At 72.1% G+C, this 22,413-nt stretch carries 16 protein-coding genes; 6 read left to right on the top strand and 10 right to left on the bottom strand.

What is annotated here, in order from left to right:
• Window positions 1-2 precede the first annotated feature (2 nt).
• Window positions 3-836, bottom strand: coding sequence for a CheR family methyltransferase (locus WMF39_RS17475; RefSeq protein WP_437746624.1), 834 nt, complete (start codon window positions 834-836; stop codon window positions 3-5).
• A 15-nt stretch (window positions 837-851) separates the two neighbouring features.
• Window positions 852-1,139: a hypothetical protein gene (locus tag WMF39_RS17470; protein ID WP_044965043.1), complete on the bottom strand. Its 288-nt coding sequence runs from the start codon at window positions 1,137-1,139 to the stop codon at window positions 852-854.
• A 180-nt stretch (window positions 1,140-1,319) separates the two neighbouring features.
• On the opposite strand from WMF39_RS17470, the gene WMF39_RS17465 reads away from it, so the two are divergent.
• Both WMF39_RS17465 and crcB read left to right on the top strand, forming a co-directional pair.
• Entirely contained in the window at window positions 1,320-2,165 is an 846-nt protein-coding gene (locus tag WMF39_RS17465) for an ABC transporter ATP-binding protein (protein WP_437747993.1), read from the top strand.
• A 114-nt stretch (window positions 2,166-2,279) separates the two neighbouring features.
• Complete coding sequence (crcB, locus tag WMF39_RS17460; protein ID WP_437746623.1) at window positions 2,280-2,663, top strand: fluoride efflux transporter CrcB; 384 nt, start codon at window positions 2,280-2,282, stop codon at window positions 2,661-2,663.
• A 69-nt stretch (window positions 2,664-2,732) separates the two neighbouring features.
• Here the strand turns inward: crcB and WMF39_RS17455 are convergent, their stop codons facing one another.
• The 5 genes from WMF39_RS17455 to rpsB form a co-directional block, all read right to left on the bottom strand.
• Entirely contained in the window at window positions 2,733-3,737 is a 1,005-nt protein-coding gene (locus WMF39_RS17455; protein WP_437746622.1) for a hypothetical protein, read from the bottom strand.
• Window positions 3,738-3,761: 24 nt separating this feature from the next.
• Entirely contained in the window at window positions 3,762-4,037 is a 276-nt protein-coding gene (locus WMF39_RS17450; RefSeq protein WP_437746621.1) for a hypothetical protein, read from the bottom strand.
• A 6-nt stretch (window positions 4,038-4,043) separates the two neighbouring features.
• Window positions 4,044-4,988 carry a polysaccharide deacetylase family protein gene (locus WMF39_RS17445; RefSeq protein WP_437746620.1) on the bottom strand — a complete coding sequence of 315 codons (945 nt, stop codon included), beginning with the start codon at window positions 4,986-4,988 and terminating at the stop codon, window positions 4,044-4,046.
• A gap of 9 nt (window positions 4,989-4,997) precedes the next feature.
• Window positions 4,998-5,948: a translation elongation factor Ts gene (gene tsf / locus WMF39_RS17440; protein WP_437746619.1), complete on the bottom strand. Its 951-nt coding sequence runs from the start codon at window positions 5,946-5,948 to the stop codon at window positions 4,998-5,000.
• A gap of 271 nt (window positions 5,949-6,219) precedes the next feature.
• A complete protein-coding gene (gene rpsB, locus WMF39_RS17435) occupies window positions 6,220-7,056 on the bottom strand; it encodes a 30S ribosomal protein S2 (protein WP_437719550.1) in 837 nt (278 codons plus the stop codon).
• Between the two features lie 465 nt (window positions 7,057-7,521).
• Here rpsB and WMF39_RS17430 point away from each other — a divergent pair, with 465 nt between their 5' ends.
• Both WMF39_RS17430 and WMF39_RS17425 read left to right on the top strand, forming a co-directional pair.
• A complete protein-coding gene (locus WMF39_RS17430; RefSeq protein ID WP_437746618.1) occupies window positions 7,522-9,624 on the top strand; it encodes an IPT/TIG domain-containing protein in 2,103 nt (700 codons plus the stop codon).
• Entirely contained in the window at window positions 9,624-11,675 is a 2,052-nt protein-coding gene (locus WMF39_RS17425; RefSeq protein WP_437746617.1) for an IgGFc-binding protein, read from the top strand. Before WMF39_RS17430 ends, WMF39_RS17425 begins: the two co-directional genes overlap by 1 nt.
• A gap of 10 nt (window positions 11,676-11,685) precedes the next feature.
• Here the strand turns inward: WMF39_RS17425 and mutS are convergent, their stop codons facing one another.
• The 3 genes from mutS to WMF39_RS17410 form a co-directional block, all read right to left on the bottom strand.
• Window positions 11,686-14,433, bottom strand: a complete 2,748-nt coding sequence (mutS, locus tag WMF39_RS17420; protein WP_437746616.1) for a DNA mismatch repair protein MutS — start codon at window positions 14,431-14,433, stop codon at window positions 11,686-11,688.
• Window positions 14,434-14,550: 117 nt separating this feature from the next.
• Entirely contained in the window at window positions 14,551-17,466 is a 2,916-nt protein-coding gene (locus WMF39_RS17415; protein ID WP_437746615.1) for a hypothetical protein, read from the bottom strand.
• Window positions 17,463-19,211, bottom strand: coding sequence for a hypothetical protein (locus WMF39_RS17410; protein ID WP_437746614.1), 1,749 nt, complete (start codon window positions 19,209-19,211; stop codon window positions 17,463-17,465). The genes WMF39_RS17415 and WMF39_RS17410 overlap by 4 nt, the downstream gene beginning before the upstream one ends.
• Before the next feature lie 439 nt (window positions 19,212-19,650).
• On the opposite strand from WMF39_RS17410, the gene WMF39_RS17405 reads away from it, so the two are divergent.
• Together WMF39_RS17405 and WMF39_RS17400 are read left to right on the top strand one after the other, a co-directional pair.
• Complete coding sequence (locus tag WMF39_RS17405; protein ID WP_437746613.1) at window positions 19,651-20,988, top strand: PP2C family protein-serine/threonine phosphatase; 1,338 nt, start codon at window positions 19,651-19,653, stop codon at window positions 20,986-20,988.
• A 409-nt stretch (window positions 20,989-21,397) separates the two neighbouring features.
• The gene (locus WMF39_RS17400) at window positions 21,398-22,405 is read left to right on the top strand and encodes a hypothetical protein (RefSeq protein WP_437746612.1); all 1,008 of its coding nucleotides are present in this window, start codon (window positions 21,398-21,400) and stop codon (window positions 22,403-22,405) included.
• Window positions 22,406-22,413 lie beyond the last annotated feature (8 nt).

Below are 22,413 nucleotides of genomic sequence, written 5' to 3'. Positions count from 1 at the left end.
TCTCAGGCGCCCGGGGCGCGGAAGGCGGTGACGTGCGCGTTCACCTTGACCGGCGTGAGGCCGGCGCCGCAGAGGCGCGGCGCCTCGGTCGCGGCAGAGAACAGGAGCCCGCCCGGGCCGAGCTCGGCCGCGAGGCGGCGCGCCACCGCGTCGCCGGCGGGCTCTGCGAGATACAGGAGCACGTTCTTGAAGAAGATGATCTGGAACCCGCCGCTCGGCACGGCGTGCACCAGATCGCAGACCTCGAAGGACACGACGTCGCGGAGCTGCTGGCCGACGTGCAGCGCGCCGCCCTTCTCTTCACAGTAGCGCTGAACGAAGGACGGGGGGAGCTGGTCGACGGCCTCGGCGGAGTAGACGGCCTCGCGCGCCGCCTCGATCGCCGGAGCGGCGCGGTCGACCCCGAGCACGCTGAAGCGGCGGCCCGCGCTCGCGAGCACCATCGCCAGGGTATAGGCCTCCTCGCCGGTGCTGCACCCGGCCGAGAGGCCGGCGATGGGCAGGTCGGGCGGGAGCCTGGGCAGCACCGAGGTGGCGATGGCCTCCCAGATGATCGGGTCGCGGTAGAAGCGCGTCTCGCCGACGCGGAGCGCGCTGACGATCTCCTCGATGGCCTCCCTGTCGTCCCGCAGCCGCTCGGCGGCCGCGAGCGGCGACACGCCGTGGCGCGCGGCCACGGCGCTGAGCACGGCGAGGACCCGCTCGCGCACCCAGCCCGGGGCGGCGAGGCTGCGGCCCAGGCCGAACCGGCGCTGCAGCTCGGCGAGCGCGAGGTCGACGGCCCGCTGGGCGGACCGCGCCGCAGGACCTCCTCCCGCTCTCGACGATCGGGCCATCGAAGGTCGTCGCGATCAGCCGAGGAAGCCGGCTTTCCTGGCCTGGGCTCCCTTGCCGCCGCCGTCGAGGGCGATGGCGAACACGTCCTTCAGCGCGAGCACGAACGTCTCGCCCTTGGTGCTGCGCGCCTTGAGGAGCCCGCCCGCGCTCGACACGGCCTCGATCTTGGTCACCGGGAGCGACACGCCGTCGTGCGCGGCGTAGATCGTGAGCACGCGCCCTTCAGGGAGCTCGGCCCAGCCGTCTTTGTCGGTCTTCGCCTCTGCCGTCTCGAGGGCTGCCTTGAGTAGGTCGTCGGTCATGAGCAACGTTTCCGTCCCGCGCCCTGCCGCGTCAAGCACGTGCTCGCCCTTACTGTGATGCAAGGCGATCGGCGTCCTGCGGGGCCTCCTCCGTGGTACCGTACTGTGCGGATGTCGAGAAGGCCGCCCAGCCAGCCCCCCCCGCGAGGGGCCCCCCCGGAGGCGCAGCAGGTGGGCAACATGCCGCCGGGGTGGCAGCCGGGGGATCACCTCTTCGTCGACGACATCAAGAAATCGTTCGGGGCGACGAAGGTGCTGCACGGCATCACGATGCACCTCCGGCGGACCGAGACGGCGGTGATCATCGGCGGGTCGGGCGCTGGCAAGACCACGCTGCTCCGGCTGCTCATCGGGCTGGAGCGGCCGACCACCGGTCACATCTGGGTCGACGGCGTGGACATGGGCGCGCTCGACGATTTCGAGATGAACCGGATGCGCCAGCGGTTCGGCATGGTGTTCCAGTACGCGGCGCTGCTCGACTCGCTGACGATCTTCGACAACGTGGCGTTCCCGCTGCGCGAGCACCGGAAGCACATGTCGAAGCGGGACATCCACGACAAGGTCGTGGGCATGCTGAACTCGCTCGGCCTCGAGAACAAGGAGGACCGGATGCCGTCGGAGCTGTCCGGCGGGCAGCGCAAGCGCGTGGGCCTGGCGCGCGCGCTGATGCTGGAGCCCGAGATCCTCATCTACGACGAGCCGACCAGCGGGCTCGATCCGCTGACGAGCCGGATGGTCGACGACCTGATCGAGGAGACGCGGGCGCGCTTCAAGGTGACGAGCGTGGTGATCTCGCACGACATGGCGAGCACGTTCCGCATCGCGCACCAGGCGTTCCTCGTGATCCAGGGGCGCGTCGTCGCGTCGGGGACGCCGGACGAGCTGGCGCACGGCGACAACGAGCAGGCGCGCCAGTTCATCGCGGCGTCGGGGGTGGCGACGGACGAGGTGTCGCGGGTGAACCGGCCTGCGCTGGCGGACAGCAAGGGCGGGCAGGTGATCGAGTTCAGGAAGGCGGCGGAGTAGGCCGCGTAGGCGCGCGGCGCTTCACCCGCGCGAGCGTCGAGTCAGCGGCGGGGCGAACGCAAGGGCACCGCCACCGGACACGGTGATCGCGACGCGTGCGACGAGGTGAAACGAATGGATCGGTGGTTCTGGATCGGCCTCGGTGGCGCAGCGGGGACCCTCGCCCGCTACGGGCTGTCGACGTGGTGCCAGCAGCGCTTCGGCGCCGAGTTTCCTTATGGGACGCTCGCGGTCAACGTGATCGGGTCGTTCTTGCTCGGCGCCATCGGAGAGGTCGCCGCGACGACGGAGCTCCTGTCGCCGACGCTCCGCCTCAGCCTGAGCACCGGCGTCATGGGCGGCTTCACCACGTACTCGAGCTTCAACAACGAGACGATCCGGCTCATCGAGTACAAGTCGTGGGCCGTGGGGCTCGCCAACATCGCGATCACGCTGGTCGGTTGCCTGCTCGCCGGCGTCCTCGGGATGGTCGTCGCGAGGCGGCTCGTCGCGGGCTGAAGGCGCGGAGACGGGCCGTTGAGAGCGTCGGCGACGGGCGGCGCCGCCCGTGGTCCTGGGGGATGAGGCTCAGCCGTCGGCGCCGAGGATCGGCGCGGTCTCTCCCTGCGCCGGCGGTGCGGCGCCCGGCGCTCCGCCGATGGCGGCCGGGGGCGTCTCTGCGCCGGACGAGGGCTTCTCTCCGGCGGGCGGAGCCTTCTTGCCGGAGCTGCCGGAGCGGGCCTCGAACATCCATGCGGCCTTGTTCAGCTCGGGGACCAGGATCGTTCCGTCGACCCGGCGCGCCGCGCGGAAGGCGCGGAGGATCTTCTCGATCACGACCGCGACCCTCCCGTCCTGCAGATCGAGCGCGCGCTGCGTCACCCGCCGCCCCGCGGCGATCTGGACGCTGGCGACGCCGCGCACCCGCTGCGCCGTGGCACGGAGCGCCGCCGCGCACTCGGCGCCGACGCCGTAGTCCTCGAGGAGCCTCGCGTCCTGCGCCGGATCGGCCCTTCGGGTCTCGTCGATGAAGCTCGCGAGCGCCTCGAGGCCCTTGGCGAGGCTCTCGGGGGAGTCCGCGCGCCCCACGACGGCGTCGACCCGCGCCATGCGGCGAGCGCCGAGCGCGTTGCGCAGGCCGTCGTAGCAGAGGTCGCGCTCGCCGATGCCGTCGCGCATCGCGCTCCGCCCCTGCACCTCGAGCGCGGCCCTCGCGCCGGCCGCCTCGGTCTCCGCCGCGTCGTGCGACCGCTTCATCGCCTGGAGCCTGCCCGCCTCGGCGACGAGCAGCGGCAAGAGCGCCACCGGCATGCGCACCTTGCCGCGCTGCGCCTCGGACAGCGAGCCCAGGATCCGCCGCGCCGAGGCGACGAAGTGCGGGGCGTCATCGATGAGGCTCTGCGAGTCGATGCGCGTCCCCTCGGCGACGAGGTCCTCCTCGGGGATGCCCGCGTACGTGCGCGCGGCGAACGCGCCATCCGCGGGGCCGAGCTCCCTCGCGAGCGCGTCGAGGGTGATGGTGGCGGGTGAGCTGATCGGCACCTCGGCCGGCGATGCCGCCGGCGCGGGCTTCTTGGTCTTGGAAGTGGCCATGAGAAGAGAGGCTACGGGAGGGCGTCAACGCAAGGAAAGCTGGCAACTGCGCTGGGCAGGATCACGTCGCGACGGCCCGGGCCCGCGGGCGCTCCGCGCCAAGGGCAGCGCTTGATCGGTGGCGAGGCGCCGCGCGAGCACGCGGCGCGCCGCCGCCGCGAGCGCGCGGCTCATGCAGTCCTCCGCCGTGTCGCCGAGGAGCGCCTCGGCCTGGCGGGTCAGGTCGCGCGCGGTCGCGAGGGATCGATCGTCTTCCGGATCGAGCATGGTCCCGAGGAGCTCGACCCCCAACGTCGACACCCCGGGTCACGCGATGAGCCCGCGCTCCCTGCTCGCCTCGTCCAGCCGCACGAAGCTCGCTCCCCTCCGCGCAAGCTCCTCCACGAACGCCCCCAACGCCTCGAGCCGCCTGCCCAGCGCGACCCGGAGCTCCGGCTGGTACGGCGCCAGCGCCTCGAGGCCGTCGCTCCGGTCGAGGAAGTCCATCCCGTGCAGCTCCAGGTTGACGAGCGCCTCCCCGGCGCACGCGCGCGCCAGGAGCCGCACGCCCGCCGCACCCGCGAGCGCGACGCTCGTCCCGATGACCGGCAGCCGCAACCCCGGCGTCACCTGGATCGGCAGCTCGACGAAGCGCCGGCCGCCACGGCGGTACCACGGCCGCCCGGGCCGGTACGGCCCGCGGGGCGCCGCGAGCACACGCGGGGTGTCCAGGATCGCCGACGACCCCCTGCCCTTCACCCGCTGCACGCCCATCGCGAGCGCCTTCGCGGCGTAGTACGGCGGGCATGGGAACACCGAGGAGTCGAACGCGACCCCCACGGCGTCGAGCGCGTCGAACAGCGCGTCGCTCACGGTGTACCCCGGCGCACGGAAGCCCGTCGGACGCCGGCCGACCGCCTCCGCGATGGCCTCGGCGCCCAGCAGGACCTCCCGCGCGATCGCGGCGCGCGGGAGCCGCGAGAGGTCGTAGCGGTGCCCGTACGAGTGGTTTTCGACCGCGTGGCCAGCGTCGCTCAGCGCGCGCAAGGCCACGGCGCTCTCGGGGCGCGCGAGGTCGCGGCCTATCGCGAACAGCGTGACGGGGATGCCGTGGGAAGCAGCGAAATCAGCGATGCGCGGGAGCGCCGTGTCGTAGACGGCGCTCAGCGCGGCCGCCGCCCCGGAGCGATCCGGGACGGCGAGCCCGTGGATGGCGAAGTAGTTCGGGACCTCGTCGAGGTCGATCGAGACGGCGGCGAGGCGCCCCCGCATCGGACCGCGTCAGCTCGCGGCCATCTTCGCCACCTCGGCGGCGAAGTCGTCCTCTTTCTTGGCGATGCCCTCGCCGCGCTCATACCGCACGAAGCGCGTGAGCTTGAGCTCGCCGCCGGCCGCCTTCGACGCCGCCTGGAGGAGCTTCTCGATCGTCTGGCCGGCCTCGCCGCGCGACGCGGCCTCCACCGACTCCTGCTCGAGCAGCGCGACCTCCGAGTACCACTTGTTGAACTTGCCCTCGATGATCTTCGGCCACGCCGCCTCCGGCTTCGGCTTCGGATCCTCGCGCAGCTGCCCCTCGAAGATCTCCTGCTGCTTGGCCTTCAGCTCCGCCGTGACCTCGTCGCGACGGAGGACGAGCGGGCTCATCGCGGCGGCCTGCATCGCCGTCTCGTCGACGAACTTTTGCACCGCAGGGTGCTCCGCCACCGCCTGGCTCGACGCCTCGACCGCCACGAGCACGCCGATCTTGCCGCCGAGGTGCACGTACGCGTGGGCGACGCCGTGCTTGCCCGCCGGGATCGACACCCGATCCCACCGGCGCACCGCGACCTTCTCGCCGATGCGCGCGGTCAGCTCGGTGGCCGTGTCGGCGATCGACTTGCCGCCGATCGAGAGCTGAGCCGCGTCCGCGCCGTCGGGCGCCTTCTCGACCGCCGCGAGCACGTCGCCGACGAACTGCCGGAACGCGTCGTTGCGGGCGGCGAAGTCGGTCTGGATGTTGACCTCGACCATCGTCGCGCTCCGCCGGTCGGCCGCGACCACCGCGCGGACCTCGCCCTCGGTGGCGGACGCGCCGGCCCGCTTGGCGCTCTTCGCGAGACCCTTCTTCAGGATGATCTCGACCGCCTTCTCCATGTCGCCCTCGGCCTCCGTGAGGGCGCTCTTGCAGTCGCTCATCCCCGCCTGGGTACGCTCACGAAGCTCCTTGATCGCCTGCGCATTGATGCCGGCCATGGCTCTTTCTCCTTCAACCTGGAACCTAGATAGGAAGAGGCCGCTCCGAGCGGCCCCCGTTCACCACACGTCCGACTGCTGTTGCACGAACGGCCCGAGCGAGGGCGGGTCGAACCGCAGAGGCACAGAAGGCGCAGAGGCGTGAAATTTTCATTTCTGTCCCTGCGCCCTCTCTGCTCTCGCGCGGCTGCCACACCGCCCAGTCGAGCGGCGACGTCGTCGTCACCGCGCCGCCCGAGCGCTGGGCCGCTCCGTTGCGGCTCGCGCCGCGCTACGACGCCTGCTGCTGGCGCGGACCGCCGCCGCGGCCGCCGCGGCCGCCCTGGTAGACGTTGATCTCGTCGCGCTGGCCTCGACCGCCGCCCGCCGCCTGCTGCCCGCCCTCGCCGTGATCCTTGCGGCGCTGCGCGCCCTCGACGCACGCGTCCGCGACGCGGGCGGTGATCAGCCGGATCGAGCGGATGGCGTCGTCGTTGCCAGGGATGACGAAGTCGACGAGATCCGGGTCGCAGTTCGTGTCCGTGATGGCCACGACCGGGACGTTCAGCTTGCGCGCCTCGCTGATCGCGATCGACTCCTGGTGCGGATCGATCACGAAGATCGCGGCCGGGAGGCCGCCCATCCCCTTGAGGCCGCCCAGGTACTTCTCGAGCCGCTCGCGCTCCTTCTCGAGGCGGACGACCTCCTTCTTGAGCAGCTGCTCGTAGGTGCCGTCCTCCTTCATGCGCTCGAGGGTGCGCAGGCGATCGAGGCCCTGCTTGATCGTCCGGAAGTTCGTCAGGGTGCCGCCGAGCCAGCGGTTCGTGACGAAGTACATGCCCGACCGGCGGGCCTCCTCCTGCACGATGTCCTGCGCCTGGCGCTTCGTGCCGACGAACAGCACGTGGCCCCCGCGGCCGACGGCGTCGGTCAGGAAGTCGTACGCCCGCTTGAAGAGCCGCGTCGTCTGATCGAGATCGATGATGTGGATGCCGTTGCGCGCGCCGTAGATGAACGGCCGCATCTTCGGGTTCCAGCGCTTCGTCTGGTGGCCGAAGTGCACGCCCGCGTCGAGCAGCGAGCGGAGCGGAAGCGGGAAATCCCCCGGCTGGGGGGCGGCGGCCTGCATGGTGTCGGCCGCGGGGACGGATGCGGAGAAGCTGGTATCGGTCACGGCAGTGCCCTTTCGGTTGGTCCGCCGCTCCCCCTCCCGCGACCAACCCCATGCGCGGACAGGAGCGTCCGTGCTGCTGGGGCACCGGGCCGCGGAATGCCGTGGGTGCCAGGAGAGCGTGTGGATTCGGTTCTGCGGCAGCGAAGGCGAGGATTCGGCCTCCGCTGTCCCCCTCGTCACGAGACCGCAAGAAGGGGGGCGGTTTGCTACCCCGAGGCGCCTCGCTTGTCAAGCGATGAAGCCGCCACCTCGGCGTGCACAATTTCCGTGTGTTTGCGTGTGTCTCCGCGCGGTTGTCCGCGCAGTTGCCTTCGTTGCGTCAGCTGCGCCGATGGGACCACGCGGCGCGGAGCACGGGAACGCCGGGCCACGCTCCTGGCGCGCCGTGGCCCGGCATCCGCGATGGCGTACACTCGCCTCGTGCGAACCGCATCACGAGGCTTTCTTACCGCACGCTTCGCTTCGGTCTGCGCAGGGCTCGCGATCGTCTCTGCCTGCATCGCCTCGGCGCCGGAGGGCATCCGCCGGCAAACCGACGGCGATGGCGGCGATTTCGGCGTGGACCCGCAGACAACGTCGACGTCATCGTCCGCCGGCGCAGGGCTGCCCGGCGGCGATCCGCACGCGCTGCTCGGCGCGGACCCGACGCACGGGCCGTTCAACGGAGGCCAGCGCGTCCTGCTCCACGGCAACGGCTTCAGCTCCCAGGTCCGCGTCTGGTTCGGCGACGTCGAGGTCGATCCGTCCGCGATCGTGCCCATCGATCCCAGCCGGGTCCAGGTGGCGGCGCCGCCGGGCGCGGCGGGCCCGGTGGAGCTCGCCGTGCAGAACGGCGATGACACGTCGACCCGACGAACGCTGCCGGGCGGCTACGTGTACGACGCGCTCTATGCGTCCCCGTCGAGCGGGCCGATCTCCGGCGGGACGACCATCGAGCTCGTCGGCCAGGGCACGCGCTGGAACGAGACGACGGTCGCGAAGATCGATCAGAAGCCGTGCACGTCGCTCGCCGTCCAGGAGCCGACGCGGCTCCTGTGCACGGTGCCCCAGGGCACGCCGGGCGCGAAGACGATCTCGGTGACGACCGGCGGCGAGAGGATCCTCGTGCTGGACGGCTACACCTACGAGGACAGCGAGAACGGCTACAAGGGCGGGCTCAGCGGCGCGCCGCTCGCCGGACGGCTGAAGGTGCTCGTCTACAACAACTTCACGGGTGATCCGATCCCGGGAGCGAGCGTCGTCGTCGGCACCGACACGACCTCCCCGATCGAGGTCGACGCGTCCGGCGTCGCGGTGATCGAGGACGCGTCGCTCGATTCGCCGCGCACCGTCACCGTGGCCGCGACTTGCCATAGCCCGATCTCGTTCGTCGACGTGCCGGTCGACACGGTGACCGTCTACCTGGATCCGGTGCTCACCCCCGCGTGCGGCGCGTCCGGCGATCCGCCCCCGCCGGTCGGCGGTAAGGTCGGCAGCGCGGGGGCGATCGAGGGCGAGCTCGTCTGGGACACGTCGCTGGACCCCGGGAGCGTCGCGTGGGGCAACATCCCGAGCCCGCGCCGCGAGACCGAGCGAAAGGCGGCGTACCTGTTCACGACGGGCGCCGATCCTCTCGCGACCTTCAGGCTGCCGTCCGAGTTCCAGGCGCTCACGCCGGAGACGTCAGGCGAGCTCGGGCACGGGTTCACGATGTACGTCGCGCCCGGCAACCGCACGATCTACGCGCTGGCGGGCCTCGAGGATCGCTCGACGACCCCGCCGCGGTTCACCGCATACGCCATGGGCGTGGTCCGCGGGATCCCCGTGCTCCCGAACGAGTGGACGAGGGAGGTGTTCGTGCGGATCAATCAGCCGCTCGACCACGCCCTCTCGATGGACGTCAGCGCGCCGGCGAAGGGGCCGAAGGGGCCGGATCGGATCCAGGCGAACGTGTCGCTGATGATCGGCAACGACGGGTTCGCGACGCTCCCGATCGGCGCACAGAGCCCGCTGATCCCGTTCGACGGGGGGCTGACGTTCGTGGGCGTGCCGCCGCTCGCCCGCGACCTGCTCGGCGCGAGCTACCACTCGTCCGCGCGCGCGGTGACCGGCCAGGCCGGGCTCGCGCCGCTGTCCGTCGTCGGGCGGGTCCTCTCGACCAGCACGAGCGAGCCCGTGCACATCGGCGACTTCGTGGGGGTGCCGACGCTCGAGGCGCCCGCGCAGAACAGCGCCTGGGATGGGTCCCACCTCGCGACCTCGTTCGGCGCGGGCGCGCCCGTCGATCTCAGCGTCTACGACATCGCGAGCGGAAACGGCCTCATCCGGTGGACGGTGGCCGTGCCGGCAGGGTCGCACGCCGTCGAGGTGCCGGACCTCCGGCAGCTCGGGCTCGAGCACGGCGCGCTGCCGCCGGGGCCGCTCACGATCGGGGTGTACGGGGCGCGGATCGACGGCTTCGATTACGGCAAGCTCGTCTACCGGCAGCTCAAGCCGGCAGGGATGGCGGCCTACTCCCTCGACAGCTTCAACGCGCACCTGTGATGAGCGCCCCGCCCCACCCGACGCGAGCGCGCAGGCCGACGCGCGCACGGAAGCCAGGACGCCGCGCCCGATCGCGGCACGCTGCAGCCGCCCTCGTCGCCGTCGCCGCGGGGCTCGGGCTCGCGCCGAGCTGCTTCGACAGCGGCACGCGGTGGGGTGAGCGGCCGGAGGAGCCGCCGCTCTGCACGGCCGGCGACGTGCGCTGCGGGGCGGAGCTCGCGCGCTGCGAGGAGACCGGCGCAGGGCTGGCCTGGGTGACGCTCGACGACTGCGCCGCTCAAGGGCGCGTGTGCGCGTCGCCCGAGCTCGGCTGCCGGCCATGCGTGCCCGCTGCGCGCTCGTGCCGCGAGCAGGACGTCGTCGTCTGCGACGCGGACGGCAGCTTCGGCCGCGTGATCGACACGTGCGACACGGAGGCCGGCGAGGCGTGCCGGAGCGGGAGCTGCCAGCAGCTCTGCGCCGTCGCGGAGCTCGAGCGGAGCAACGTGGGGTGCGAGTACTGGGCGGTCGATCTGGACAACGCGCGGATCGACGCGACCGGAAACGCGGCGGCGCAGCAGTTCGCGGTGGTGGTCTCGAACCCGCAGCCGGACGTGCCGAACGAGATCCACATCTTCCAGGACGACGGCGCGCCGGGCGACGAGCCCGCCCCGGTGGAGATCGCGAGCGCGCTCATCGCGCCGCTCTATCTCCAGGTGTTCAAGCTCGGGCCGCGCGAGGTCGATGGCAGCCCGGAGGGCGAGTACAACACGGGCACGCACACGGCGCTCACGCGGCACGCGTTCAAGATCAAGTCGAAGTTCCCCATCGTCGCCTACCAGTTCAACCCGCTGGAGAACGCCAACGTGTTCTCCAACGACGCCTCGCTGCTGAAGCCGCGCGAGGCGCTGACGTACAGCCCGGGCGCGATGGCGACGGCGTACGTCGTCACAGGGTGGCCGCAGACCATCGCGGTCACGGACGATCCGGACACGAACTTCGATCCGCAGAACCCGATCGACCTTCGGGCGTTCCTGACCATCGTCGGGACGCGCGAAGGGACGACCGTGCAGGTGACGACGACGGCGAGGGTCGTCGGGGGCGGGCCCGTCCCGGAGACGCCGGAGGGCGGGTCGATCGAGGTCAAGCTCGGCGCGTTCGACGTGCTCAACCTGGAGAGCGGCGGGTTCAACGCGGACTTCACCGGATCGATCGTGAAGGCCGATCAGCCGATCGCGGTCTTCACCGGAAGCGAGGCCTCGGACGCGCCGCACTTCGACGTGCTCGCGGATCGCCGCTGCTGCGCCGACCACCTGGAGGATCAGCTCGATCCGACCCGGACCGCCGGCAAGCGGTTCGCGGTGCCGCACACGCCGAGCCGGTCGCTGACCGTCAAGGAGGCCGGCGCGCGGATCGAGGCCGTGCCCGAGCCGGAGTACGTCAGGATCGTGGCGGCCAGCGGCAAGGGCGCCGTGATCGAGACGACCCTGCCGCCGCCGGACGATCGGATCACGCTGTCGGCGCTGGGCGACTTCCGCGAGGTGACGGCGTGGGGCGACTTCATGATCGAGAGCTCCGAGCCGGTCATCGTGTCGCAGATCATGGCCAGCCAGAACGCGACGGGGGTCAAGCAAGGGCTGCCAGGCGGAGACCCGAGCCTCATCATCCTGCCGCCCATCGAGCAGTTCCGGCCGGACTACGTGTTCCTGACGCCGGACAAGTACGCGTTCGACTTCATCTCCGTGGTCGCGCCGCGGTCGGCCGTCGTGCGGCTCGACGACGCGACGCTCGGGCCGGACGAGTGCGAGATCGCGCCTGCGGACGGGCTCACGGAGGAGCAGCGCGGGGGCGGCGCGCCGTCGTTCGTCGTCTACCGCTGCCAGCTGAGCTTCGCGGCGATCGATCCGGCGCGGCAGGCGCCGGACAACGTGCTGCCCGGGATGCAGCGCGACGGCGTGCACTGGCTCACGGCCTCCGCGCCCGTTGGGCTGCTCGTGACGGGGTTCGACTCGTTCGTGAGCTACGGGTACGCGGGCGGCACCGAGCTCCGCGAGATCGCGCCGCCGGACTGAGCCGCCGCGGTCAGCCGCCGCCGAGGAGCCCCTTCAGCTTGGCCACGAGCCGCAGCGCGTCGAGCGGCGCGAGCCGATCGACGTCCACGGCGCGCAGGGTCTCGATGACGGCCGACTGCTCCGGCGGCACCGCGGCCTGCGCGGGGGCGAACAGGTCGAGCTGCGCGGCGCCGCCGCGCGTGCGGCCGCGGAGGGAGGCGTGCTTGCCGCCCGGCAGCGCGGCGCCCGACTCCAGCGTCGCGAGGATCGCGCGGGCGCGCGCGAGCACCCCCTCGGGGACACCCGCGAGCCGCGCGACCGCCACGCCGTAGCTGCGGCTCGCGGGGCCCGCCTCGAGCTTGTGGAGGAAGATGACGTCGTCGCCGTGCTCGCGCGCGGCGACCGAGTAGTTCGCGATGCCCGGCGCGCGCGCGGAGAGCTCCGTCAGCTCGTGGTAGTGCGTCGCGAACAGGGCGCGGCAGCCGATCGCGTCGAACAGGTGCTCCGCCACGGCCCACGCGATCGCGAGGCCGTCGTACGTGCTCGTGCCGCGGCCGATCTCGTCGAGGATCACCAGCGATCTCCGCGTCGCGTCGCGGAGGATCTCGGCGGTCTCCCGCATCTCCACCATGAACGTGCTCTCGCCGCGCGCGACGTTGTCGCTCGCGCCCACCCGCGAGAGGATCCGATCGACGAGGCCGATCTCCGCCTCGCGCGCCGGGACGTAGCTGCCCATCTGCGCGAGGACCACGATCAGCGCCACCTGGCGCATGAGCGTCGATTTGCCCGCCATGTTGGGGCCCGTGATCAGCCAGAGCCGCTCGCCCGAGAGATCGAGGCGGGTGTCGTTCGGCACGAAGTGCCCCGCGGCCGCGTAGCGCTCGACCACCGGGTGGCGGCCGTCGCGGATCGCGAGCGCCTCGCCCGCCGTGACGTGCGGCCTCACGTAGTCGTTGCGGTGGGCGACGTCGGCGAGGGCGGCGGCGACGTCCCACGCCGCGAGCTTGCGCGCGAGCGCGCGGAGGCGGCCCTCGCTCTTCGCGACGAGGGCCCGCAGCCGATCGAAGAGCGCGGTCTCCCGCTCCAGCGCGCGCGCCCCGGCGTGCTCGATCTTGTCGGCGAGCTCGTCGAGCTCGTCGCTCGTGTAGCGCTCGCCGGTCGCGACGGTCTGCTTGCGGCGGAAGGTCGCCGGGACCTTGGCGATGTGCGCGCGCGTCACCTCGATGTACCAGCCGAAGACGCGCGTGTACTTGACCCGGAGCGAGGGCGCGCCCGTCTGCGTGCGCAGCTTCGCCTCGAGCGCGAGGATGAGCTCCGTCGCGTTCTTCTCCACGCCGCGCGCGTCGTCGAGCTCCTTGTCGTACCCCTCACGGAAGATGCCGCCCTCGCGCGTGTTCGGGGGCGGCCGCTCGATCAACGCGGCGGTGAGCTCGGCGCACACGTCGGCGACGACATCCAGCGCCGCCGCCTCGGCGAGGAGCGGCTCGGAGCTCGATCCGGCCGCAGCGCCCTCCTCGCCCCGCGCAGCGGCGCCGTCGTCGCTCCGCGCCGCCGCCTTGCCGAGGTCGGGGATCGACCGGACCGCGGCGATCGCCGCCGGGGCCGCCGTGAGGCCGTCGCGCAGGAGGCCGAGGTCGCGCGGCGTGGCCTCGCCGAGGAGCGCGCGGACGCTGAGGCGCTCGAGGTCGCCGACGCCGCCGAGCGCTTGCCGCAGCTCGCCGCGGGCGCGCGGGTGCGAGACGAAGAGCTCCACCTCGTCGAGGCGCCGGCGGATGCCGGCCAGGTCGGCGAGCGGCGAGAGCAGGCGGCGGCGCAGGAGCCGGGCGCCGCCCGGGGTGACCGTGCAGTCGATGACGTCGAGCAGGGTGCCGCGGCGGCCGCCGTCCGCGGCGCGCACGAGCTCCAGGTGCGCCTGGGCCGTCTCGTCGATGCGCAGCGTGCCCGAGGTGTCGTGCGGGGCGATGCGGCGCACCGGGATGCGCGCGCCGGGGCTGCAGCGGCGCGCGAAGCGCAGCGCCCGGGCCGCGGCGCGCACCGCCGGGAGCGGGTGCTCGGCCAGCGTCGCCGCCGAGATCGGCTCGATCGCAGCGTCGTCGAGGATCGACGCGACCTGCGCGCTGTCGAGCTCCTCGTCGTCGCGCAGCGCCGCGCGGCAGGCGAGCGAGGCCGCCGCCGCGCGGACGTCCGGGAGGTCCCGGGCGATGAGCGCCTCGCGCGGATCCGCCCGGGCGAGCTCCGCGAGCAGCGTCGCGGCGTCCGGGACCGAGGTGGCCGAGAGCTCGCCGGTGGAGAGATCCAGCAGCGAGAGGCCGTAGGGCCCCCCCGCTCCGAGGGCGTCGCCGCGGGGCACGCCGCCGCCGTCGACCGCCGCCAGGTAGTGGTTGGCGCGCGCGTCGAGCTGCTCGGTCTCGGTGACGAGCCCCGGCGTGACGACGCGCACGACCTGCCGCGGCACGAGCCCCTTGATCTTCGACGGATCCCCGCACTGCTCGCAGATCGCCACCTTGTGGCCGAGCGCGAGCAGCCGCGCGATGTACCCGTGCGCCGCGTGGTGCGGGACGCCGGCCATCGGGGATTCGTCGGGCTCGCCCTTGTTGCGGCTCGTGAGCGTCAGGTTCAGCGCGCGCGACACGAGGACCGCGTCGTCGTTGAACATCTCGTAGAAGTCGCCCATCCGGAAGAAGAGGATGGCGTCGGGGTGGAGCGCCTTCGCATCCTCGTACTGGCGCATCACCGGGGTCAGCTTCTTCCTGGCCGCAGGCTGCTCGGACGGCTGCATCGCCGGCGTCTTAGTCTCGACCGCCGGTGAGGTCTACGCGGGATTCGCGCGTTTGTTCCGCTGTTTTCGTGGAAATATCGGCGCCGAAACCGCAATGCCGCGGGGCCGGCAGGTGGCTCAGCGGTACCGGCGCGTCACGGCGACGTCGCGTGAGCTCAGCAGGAACAGGCCCTGGACCGAGCCGTCGGTGACGGCGAGCTGGCCCGTGGCCGGAACGAGCTGGATGGACTGCGGCTGGAGCTCCGGTGTGTTGCTGATGTCCGCGAGGTCCAGGGCGAGCGGCGTGAACGCCCCCTGGGTGGTGAAGCGGAACTGCATGTCCTGCTCGGGCACGCCGCCCGTGACCGCGAACCGGAACATCGGGTTGATGAACGCCCCCACATCACCGTCGGTGACGCGCCCGTCGCGCGGCGTATGGACGACGCGCCCGTTGAACCGCGAGAGGCGCGTGTCGCACGAGTTGCGGCAATAGCCGCCCGCAGGATCGGCGATCACGTGGTGCAGGAAGCCGGCGCCGTTGCTCCGGACGACCCACTGGCCTCCGGCGCGGATGCCGAGCTGCACCGAGCCGGCGAAGCAGCACGCCGCGAACTCGACCTCATTCCTGGGCTCGAGCTCGAGGTGGTCCTCGTAGGCCTCGACGATGCGGAGCGCCGGGCGCGACGTGATGACGCTGCCGTACTTCGCGTTGCAGGTGTCGAACGAGCAGACGGCCGGGTCGACGCTCTTCCAGTAGGTCGCATCTTCGTCCGGAAGCTCGGACGTGATCTGCGCGAAGTCGGCGAGCTGCCCGGCGCGGGTCCCGTCCTCGTCCTCCGGGACGCCCGCGGCCTTCAGCTGCGCCTTCACGCTGGTCAGGCTCTGCACGCCGCGGCGGCAAAAGCGGGCGTCGGTGCCCCTCAGGTGGAGGTTCTCGTCGAAGGCCACGGAGGCCCGGGTGATCGACGTGAGCACCCCCTCGTACGTCACGTTCCACGTCTCGTTGGCGATGTGCACCCGCGGGTCCTCGAGGTTCATCGTCAGCGCGTGCTGCGGCCCGCCGGACCTAAGCACGAGCCCCCGCTCGTCGAGCTCGCTTTCAGCGCTGTCGCTCGACGCGATCACCTCGCGCTGCACCCCCACCGCGAGCGCGAGGTCAGGCGCGGCCCCCTCGGACGGGAACGTGGCGCGCATCTTCGGGCTCTCCCCGGAGAGCGGCACGACCGCGCCGCTGCGATCGTAGAGGATCGGCAGGCCCTGCACGCCTGGCTCGAGCTGGCCGGAGCCGTCGCTCGCCACGATGTAGGTCTCCGAGCGGACAGCGTGCGGGAGGACGACGTTGCAGGACGCCTCGCCGCTCGTCTCGAGCAGCGGGCTGCTCGGCGAAGCGTCCGCGTCGCAGCCCGCGCGGACGCTCTGGCGCTCGGGTCCGCGGCAGGCCGCGTCGAGGTCGTCGATGTCGACGATCGCGACCTGCCCGTTCGTGAGCGCCATGTACGCGAACGTGCCCCGGAGCTTCAGCGGGCCGGCGCCGGAGTCGCGATCGGTCGACGTGCGGTACAGCGTCTCGAGGTCGCACGACGTGACGCTGCTGTCGCACGTCCTGAGCTCCGGGAGGGGGCTGCACCGGATCCCCCTCGGCACCACGCCCGTCGCCGGGAGGCTCCTCGGGACCTCGCGCTGCACGATCGCGAGATCGCGGACAGGCGCCGGCAGGCGGATGCGGTCGGGCGGCTGGAACGGGTTCCAGTCCGGATTCTCGCGGGAGAGCGGCGACCGGCCGGACGCGTCGTCGCTGACGTCGTCGCTGACGTCGAAGACCATCACGCTGCCGTCGCCGGCGTCGACCGCGTAGAGATAGCGGTTGAACTCGGGGGGCGACGCCTGGCTCACCGCGAGGCGCCTCGTCGTGACGACGCGCCCTGGGTCGAGCGTCGACGCGGGCAGCAGCGAGGGCAGCTCGCGCGGCTCGCAGGGCGTCGGGAGGTCGACGACGTGGATCACCGGCGCGTCGAGATCGGCGATGAACAGCCGGTCGCCGGAGAGCGCGAGCCCCGCGGGCCGGGCCTTGTCGAAGGCTTGCTCCGGGCTGGCCGCGACCGCCGGCTGAGAGCACGACACCTCGTCGGGCGACGCCTCCTCGGGCGGCGGCTCGTCGGGCGGCACGGCCGGCGGGAGCGCGACCTGGAGAGGGACCCACCGCTCCACCTCGCACGCCTTGAAGCCGCCGTCCTTGTAGTCCTCGTGCTCGAGGAGCTTCTGCGCGTCGATCACGACGAAGCCGCCAAGATCGGGCAGGGTCACGAGGAGCTTCTGCCGGCCGCCGCCCTCCATGGCGAGGCTCCCGTTCGAGGTGGCGCAGACATCGTCCACGAACGCGCCGGGGTCGCCAGGCTTGGTCGGCTCGACGTCGTACGGGGGGGGGCCGGCGTCACACGAGCTCCGCACGTTGCCGTTGGTATCCGGCGGGTCGGCGAGGAGCACCATCTCGCCCGGCGCCGAGGGGAGCGAGCAGGCCGGCCAGGAGCTGAGCGACGGGACCGGGCAGCCTTCGCGCGGCAGCACCTTCGCCGACGGAAGCGCGTAGATCCCCGCGCGCCCCGGCTCGGCGACGGCGACGAACGACGCCGTCCCCCCCGGCGTCGCGACGATGTCGACCGGCTGCGCGCCGACCGGGAGGAAGCTCGGGGCGGGCGTGCCCGTGTCCCGATCGACGATCAGCGAGGACTCGGTCGTCAGGTCGACGAGCGCGACCTCGCCGTGCGTAGTCTGCGTGACGAGGCCGTAGAGGTGCGGGAGCGTGGCCCTGCCCCCGTCCTTGGCGTCGACCTCGTAGTCGGTGGACGACTCGACGGTGCCGTACGAGCAGTCCGTGATCGGCAGCGAGCGCATCACGCCCGGCTTGTCGGGATCCGGCCGGTCGATGGCGAGGCAGACGAAGGCGCTGCGGCCGGACTGCGCCAGGGCCTCGACGGGGACCGGCGTGGCCTCCGCGGCGCACCCGGCGAGCGCCAGGGCGGAGGTGGAGGCGAGGAGCGCGGCGCGCAGCTTCATTGGGACTCCCGGGGCGGGACGGGCGTGCCCACCGTGAGGATCATCGTTCCGAACGTGTTCGTCTTGCGCATGTCGAGGTTGACAACGCCGAGGTACGAGTCGGTGAAATGCGCGATGTACATGAGGGAATAGGGTTCGCAGCCGGCGCTGCCCTGCTCGCATTCGCAGCGCTCCTTCTCGTCGCCGCACGTGGAACCCGTGTCGAACGCGAGCGCCTGCGGTCCACGCCCGGTCTTGATGGGGGGGTCGAGGCGGCGCGCTTCCGGGTCGTAGGAGAACGCGAGCCCCGTGTCGAACGCGAGCGCGAAGACCCTGCGGCGAGGCACGCCTTCCAGGTCGATCACCTCGCCGATCTCGATCCGAGACGGGTAGGCCCCGAGCACGGCGGCGTCGTGGAACGCGATCGTGTCGAACACCGAGGCCCGCTTCGCCGCGGGGACGTCCGAGTCCTTCTTGACCAGCGTCGTCGTCAGCTCGCCGATGAGCAGTGAGTTCGGGCCGCGATGCGCCACGTACACCGCGATCGGGATCTCCACGCACCGCTCGAGGCACTCGACCACGTCTGCGTCATCCGCACAGCCGTCCTCGCACGCCTGCCGCTCGCTCGCGTCGAACGCGATCCCGCGGGAGTCGGTGCCGCTCGCGAGCGCGGTGATCGGCGTCGGGGTCGACTCGTTCAGGCGCGGCGCCCCGCCTGAAGCGGCGTCCTGATAGCGGAGCAGGCCGAGCTCCGGCGCCGCGAGGTACGTGACCGCGAACGGGGGCTGGTCGTCGATCGCCCACCCGCTCTGCTGCAGCGCCCCGAGCACGCTCGGGCGCGGCACGGCCGCGAGCTCCGTCGGCCCGAAGGCGAGATCCGTGAGGACGTGCGCGAGCTGCGGCCGCTCGTTCGCTTCCCAGCGGTTCACGATGACGCTCGCGGCGTTCTCGGTCTGGTGCGACACGACGATGCTCGTCCCGCCCGGGCCGGCGGCGATCCCGAACGGCTCCAGCGGCAGCTTGCGCCGGATGAGCTCCTGGCCCGGGTCCTCCCCGATGCGGTGATCTCTGCTGCAGCGCCCCCCCGCCGCGCTCGCGCCGCAGTCCAGCTGGAAGCAGGCATCGCCCTCGCAGCGCTGCGCGCCGGCGTCGTCGGACCGATCGTCGGCGACGTCGAAGAAGGTCACCGAGGGGTCGCCGCGCACGGGCACGAACAGGCGCGCCTGCCGCTCCGCGCCGGGGTCGGCGCCCTCGCCGCTGAGCGGCCTGTGCACGAGGAGGAGGTTGGACGCGAACGCGCCGATCACGGCCGAGCTCCGGACGACCTCGTCGTCGCCCTCGAGGGCGGAGATATCGAGCGGCCCGCACGGCCCCGGGTAGAGCGACGGCGCAGCGTTTGTCGCCAGCCCCACGTTATTGCACGCACCGCGCACGCTGGCGTCCTGCCCGCCGGGAGCGAGCTCCGACTGGAGCGTGAGCGCCCGCTTGCGCAGCCGCTGGAGATCCAGCGCCTGGACCGTGCCGCCGTTGTACTGGAGATCGAAGTCCGAGTTCGCGACGTAGAGGACCCGTCCCCCGGGAGACGCCGCCAGGCCCGTCGGGTAATAGAACCCCTCGATCGGCGGCGGGAGGCCCTCGCCCTCGACGAAGCAGCCCACGACCCCGAGCCCGCCCACGATCGAGACCGCGAGGCCCACGCCAACGATGCGAGGTGTCTGGAGAAGTGTGTGGGCGAGCTTCATGCGGGCGCGGAGACTAGTCAGCACCAGCAGCACTGGCAACCCGCTCCGCTCGGTGGGTTCGTTTGCGGCGGACGCACGCCGGGCGCGCGGCTCGCAGCGGGCCTCCTGGCGAGCGAGCGGCAGCCGCCGCTGTGAAGGCCCTCGTTTCTCGCGCGCACCTGCCGCAGCGCAGCAACATCCGCACGGCCTGCCCCGGGTGAGCGCGCACGGCCCGCCAGGCGCAGCCTCTTCCTGGCGAGGCGCGCTGCTCTGGGCGAGGCGCTCTGCAGCGGTCGCCCGTCACGGGGTGGCGAGCCCTGCGGCGGGGTGAGGTGGCGCTCCCTGCGCCGGGTGGTGCCCAAGGTGCGCCCCTGCAGTGTGAGCCCCGCAGGTCAAGGTCGACCAGGATCGATCGCCGTCTTCCGTCCCCCTGCACGTTGATCTCGGAGACGCGGCGCGCCTTTGCTACGTTGGTCGCCGGGACATGGCCGATCTCGCAGCCGCCCTTGTCATGGGAATCGCCCTTCTTGGGCTGATCTATTGGTATTTTCGCTCAAACAACGGCGACCGGGCCCGTCCTCGCGCGGCGACGACGCCGACGCAGGGGGGCCCAGGAGCCCAAGCCCTCGACGAGGGGGAGGGAGATCTCGAAGATTCAACGACGAGGCCAGGCGCAGCAGGGCTGCGGGGCGGGACGCCCGCGAGCGAGAGCGCCCACGCGAAGACCGCAGGAGGTCACGGCCGCACCGAGCGGGTCTCGAGCGCCGACTGGAAGCGTTCGAACGGCCCATCGCGCTCCGACGACGACGCGTTCGACGACGATGACGACGACCTCACGCTGATCACGCTGGCGCCGCCGGAGGTGCTGCAGAGCACGATCAAACGCGCGAGCGTCCCGTCGTACGGCGGCGACGACGACGACGACGATGACGATGACGATGATGACGGGCACGAGCGCGAGGAGCCGTCCGCCGTCCCCATCATCTACGACGACGAGGCCGCCGTCGACGAGCCGACCAGCTCGTCGCCGCTCCTGCTCATCAGCGCCGTCGGCCAGACCGATCCCGGTCAGAAGCGCAAGAAGAACGAGGACTGCTACCTCTGCCTGGACGAGCACTACCTGTTCGCCGTGGCGGACGGCATGGGCGGCCACGCGGGCGGCGACGTCGCCAGCCGCCTCGCGGTCGACACGATCGCGCACGCGTTCAAGGATCAGTCGTTCGTGGACAGCGACGCGGAGAGCCCCTACCCCGACGTCCCTCGTCGCGGCAGCGAGCTCGCGGTCGCGATCCAGCAAGCGAACCAGGCGATCTACGAGCGGGCCCACGCCGAGCGGAGCCTCACGGGCATGGGCACGACCCTCGTCAGCGCGCGGTTCTCGCCCAACAAGCAGCGCCTCTACATCGGCCACGTGGGCGACAGCCGCTGTTATCGCCTGCGCGACAACGAGCTGACGCAGCTCACCACCGATCACACGATGGGCGCCGCGGGGATCACCGGGCCGATGGCGAACCACCTGAGCCGGGCGATCGGAATCTCCCCCGCAGTCAAGGTCGATCTGATCATCGCCCGGCCCCACCCCGGAGACGTCTACCTCCTCTGCTCCGACGGCCTGTCGAAGATGGTGACCCACGAGGCGATCCGCGACATCCTGCTCGCCGAGCCCGATCCCGAGAAGGCGTCGCAGGCGCTCATCGAGAAGGCGAACGCGGGCGGCGGGCGGGACAACATCACCGTCATCCTCGTCCGCGTCAGCGATCCCAAGGACCTCGCGCGGCTCGCCTCGCGCGCTGGCGCCAGCGCCGGCGTCAGCGCTGGTTGACCGCTCGCTGTCCCCTTCCCCCTCGCCCCCTCCCTCCCCCTCCAACGAGATCGATCGCGCACGGCGCTGACCGAGAGGTCCGCGCGGCCGGTGGAGCATGCCCGCCGCGCGCAGGCCATTGCAGACAACGTGTCTGCATTGCCACGAACCCCGACGGATTCTCATGTTCCGCGCCGGTCAGCTGCCTGCGTGCATACGGACGAATGGTCACGCTCGTCACGGATCCGGATCCCGCTCTCGCGCAATCGTGATTTCGCGGCCATTACCATTCACGAGCTTCGATTATCACGTCAATTGACGCCAGCCGGGATCGCGAAGAGAGACGACGTGAGCTCTTGACGTGCTTTGCCTCGAGAGCGCTTCATGGCGGCCACGGATGGCTCGTCCAGCGGAGCCGCTGACCGGGGATATGGCACGCTCCTTTCTCTGCATGATCGTCTTCGCCTCTCTGCTGCTCAGCGCGCCATCGCGCGCGGCGGAGCCGGCACGCCGCGCGCTGCGGCTGCGCTACAGCGAGGATGCGCAAGCGGCCTCGTGCCCTGGAGAGCGCGCGCTGCGCGAGCGGATCCGGCTGCGCGTCGGGTACGACCCTTTCCGCGAGGACGCGACCGAGGAGGTCGACGTCGCGATCAGGCCTCACGGCGCCCACGTCGTCGCGACGACGACCTACCGGAACGCCGACGGGCGGGTCTCCGGCCGAGGCTTTGACCTCTCGCACGGAGACGGCGCCTGCGAGCAGCTCACCCATACCGTCGCGGTCGCGATCTCCTTCACGCTGACGCCGTTCGCGAGCGACAAGCGAGCGCCCGCCGCGCCGCCTCGCCCGGAGATCGCGCCGGCGCGCCCGGAGCCCGCGAGCAGGCCCGGCGAGCCGTGGAGCTCGGCGCGGGTCGGCATCGGCGCCATAGCGGGGCTCGGGGTGCCCGAGGGGCTGTTCGGCGGCGCCTCCTTGCTCGTCAGGGTTCGCTGGTCACAGAGCCTCTCCTTCTCGCTGGAGAGCCGGGGCACGTTCGTCGTCTCGAAGCCGAGCGCGCTCGAACACGGCGAGGTGTCGAGTCCGTACGCCCCGAGCCCCGGCGGGAGCACGAAAGCGCGATCGCCGTACCCGCGCACGCACACGAGCGGCGCCTTCGCTCCGTGCCTTCACACGGTCGACCTGCTCGTCACATGCGCTCTCGTCGAGATGGGCGTCGCGCAGGTCGGCGATCGGGCCGCCCCCGCCACCGACGTGTCCCTGCTGTTCATGGCGCTCGGGCTCCGCGGCGGGATCGAGCTCGCGCTCAACGACACGCTCTCGTTCTATACCCACGCCGAGGTCCTCGCCGCGCTCGGGCTCGTCGACCACCCGCTCGCCGGCGCGCTGAGATCTCCGCGTCCGAGCGCTTCCCTCGGCGCCGGGCTACTCGCGGGGTTCTGAGCGCACGG

This window comes from Sorangium sp. So ce1504, assembly GCF_051521635.1.
GTDB lineage: Bacteria > Myxococcota_A > Polyangia > Polyangiales > Polyangiaceae > Sorangium > Sorangium cellulosum_B.
The sequence above is the reverse complement of the archived record's forward strand: the minus strand, read 5'-3'. Positions and strand labels throughout refer to the sequence as shown.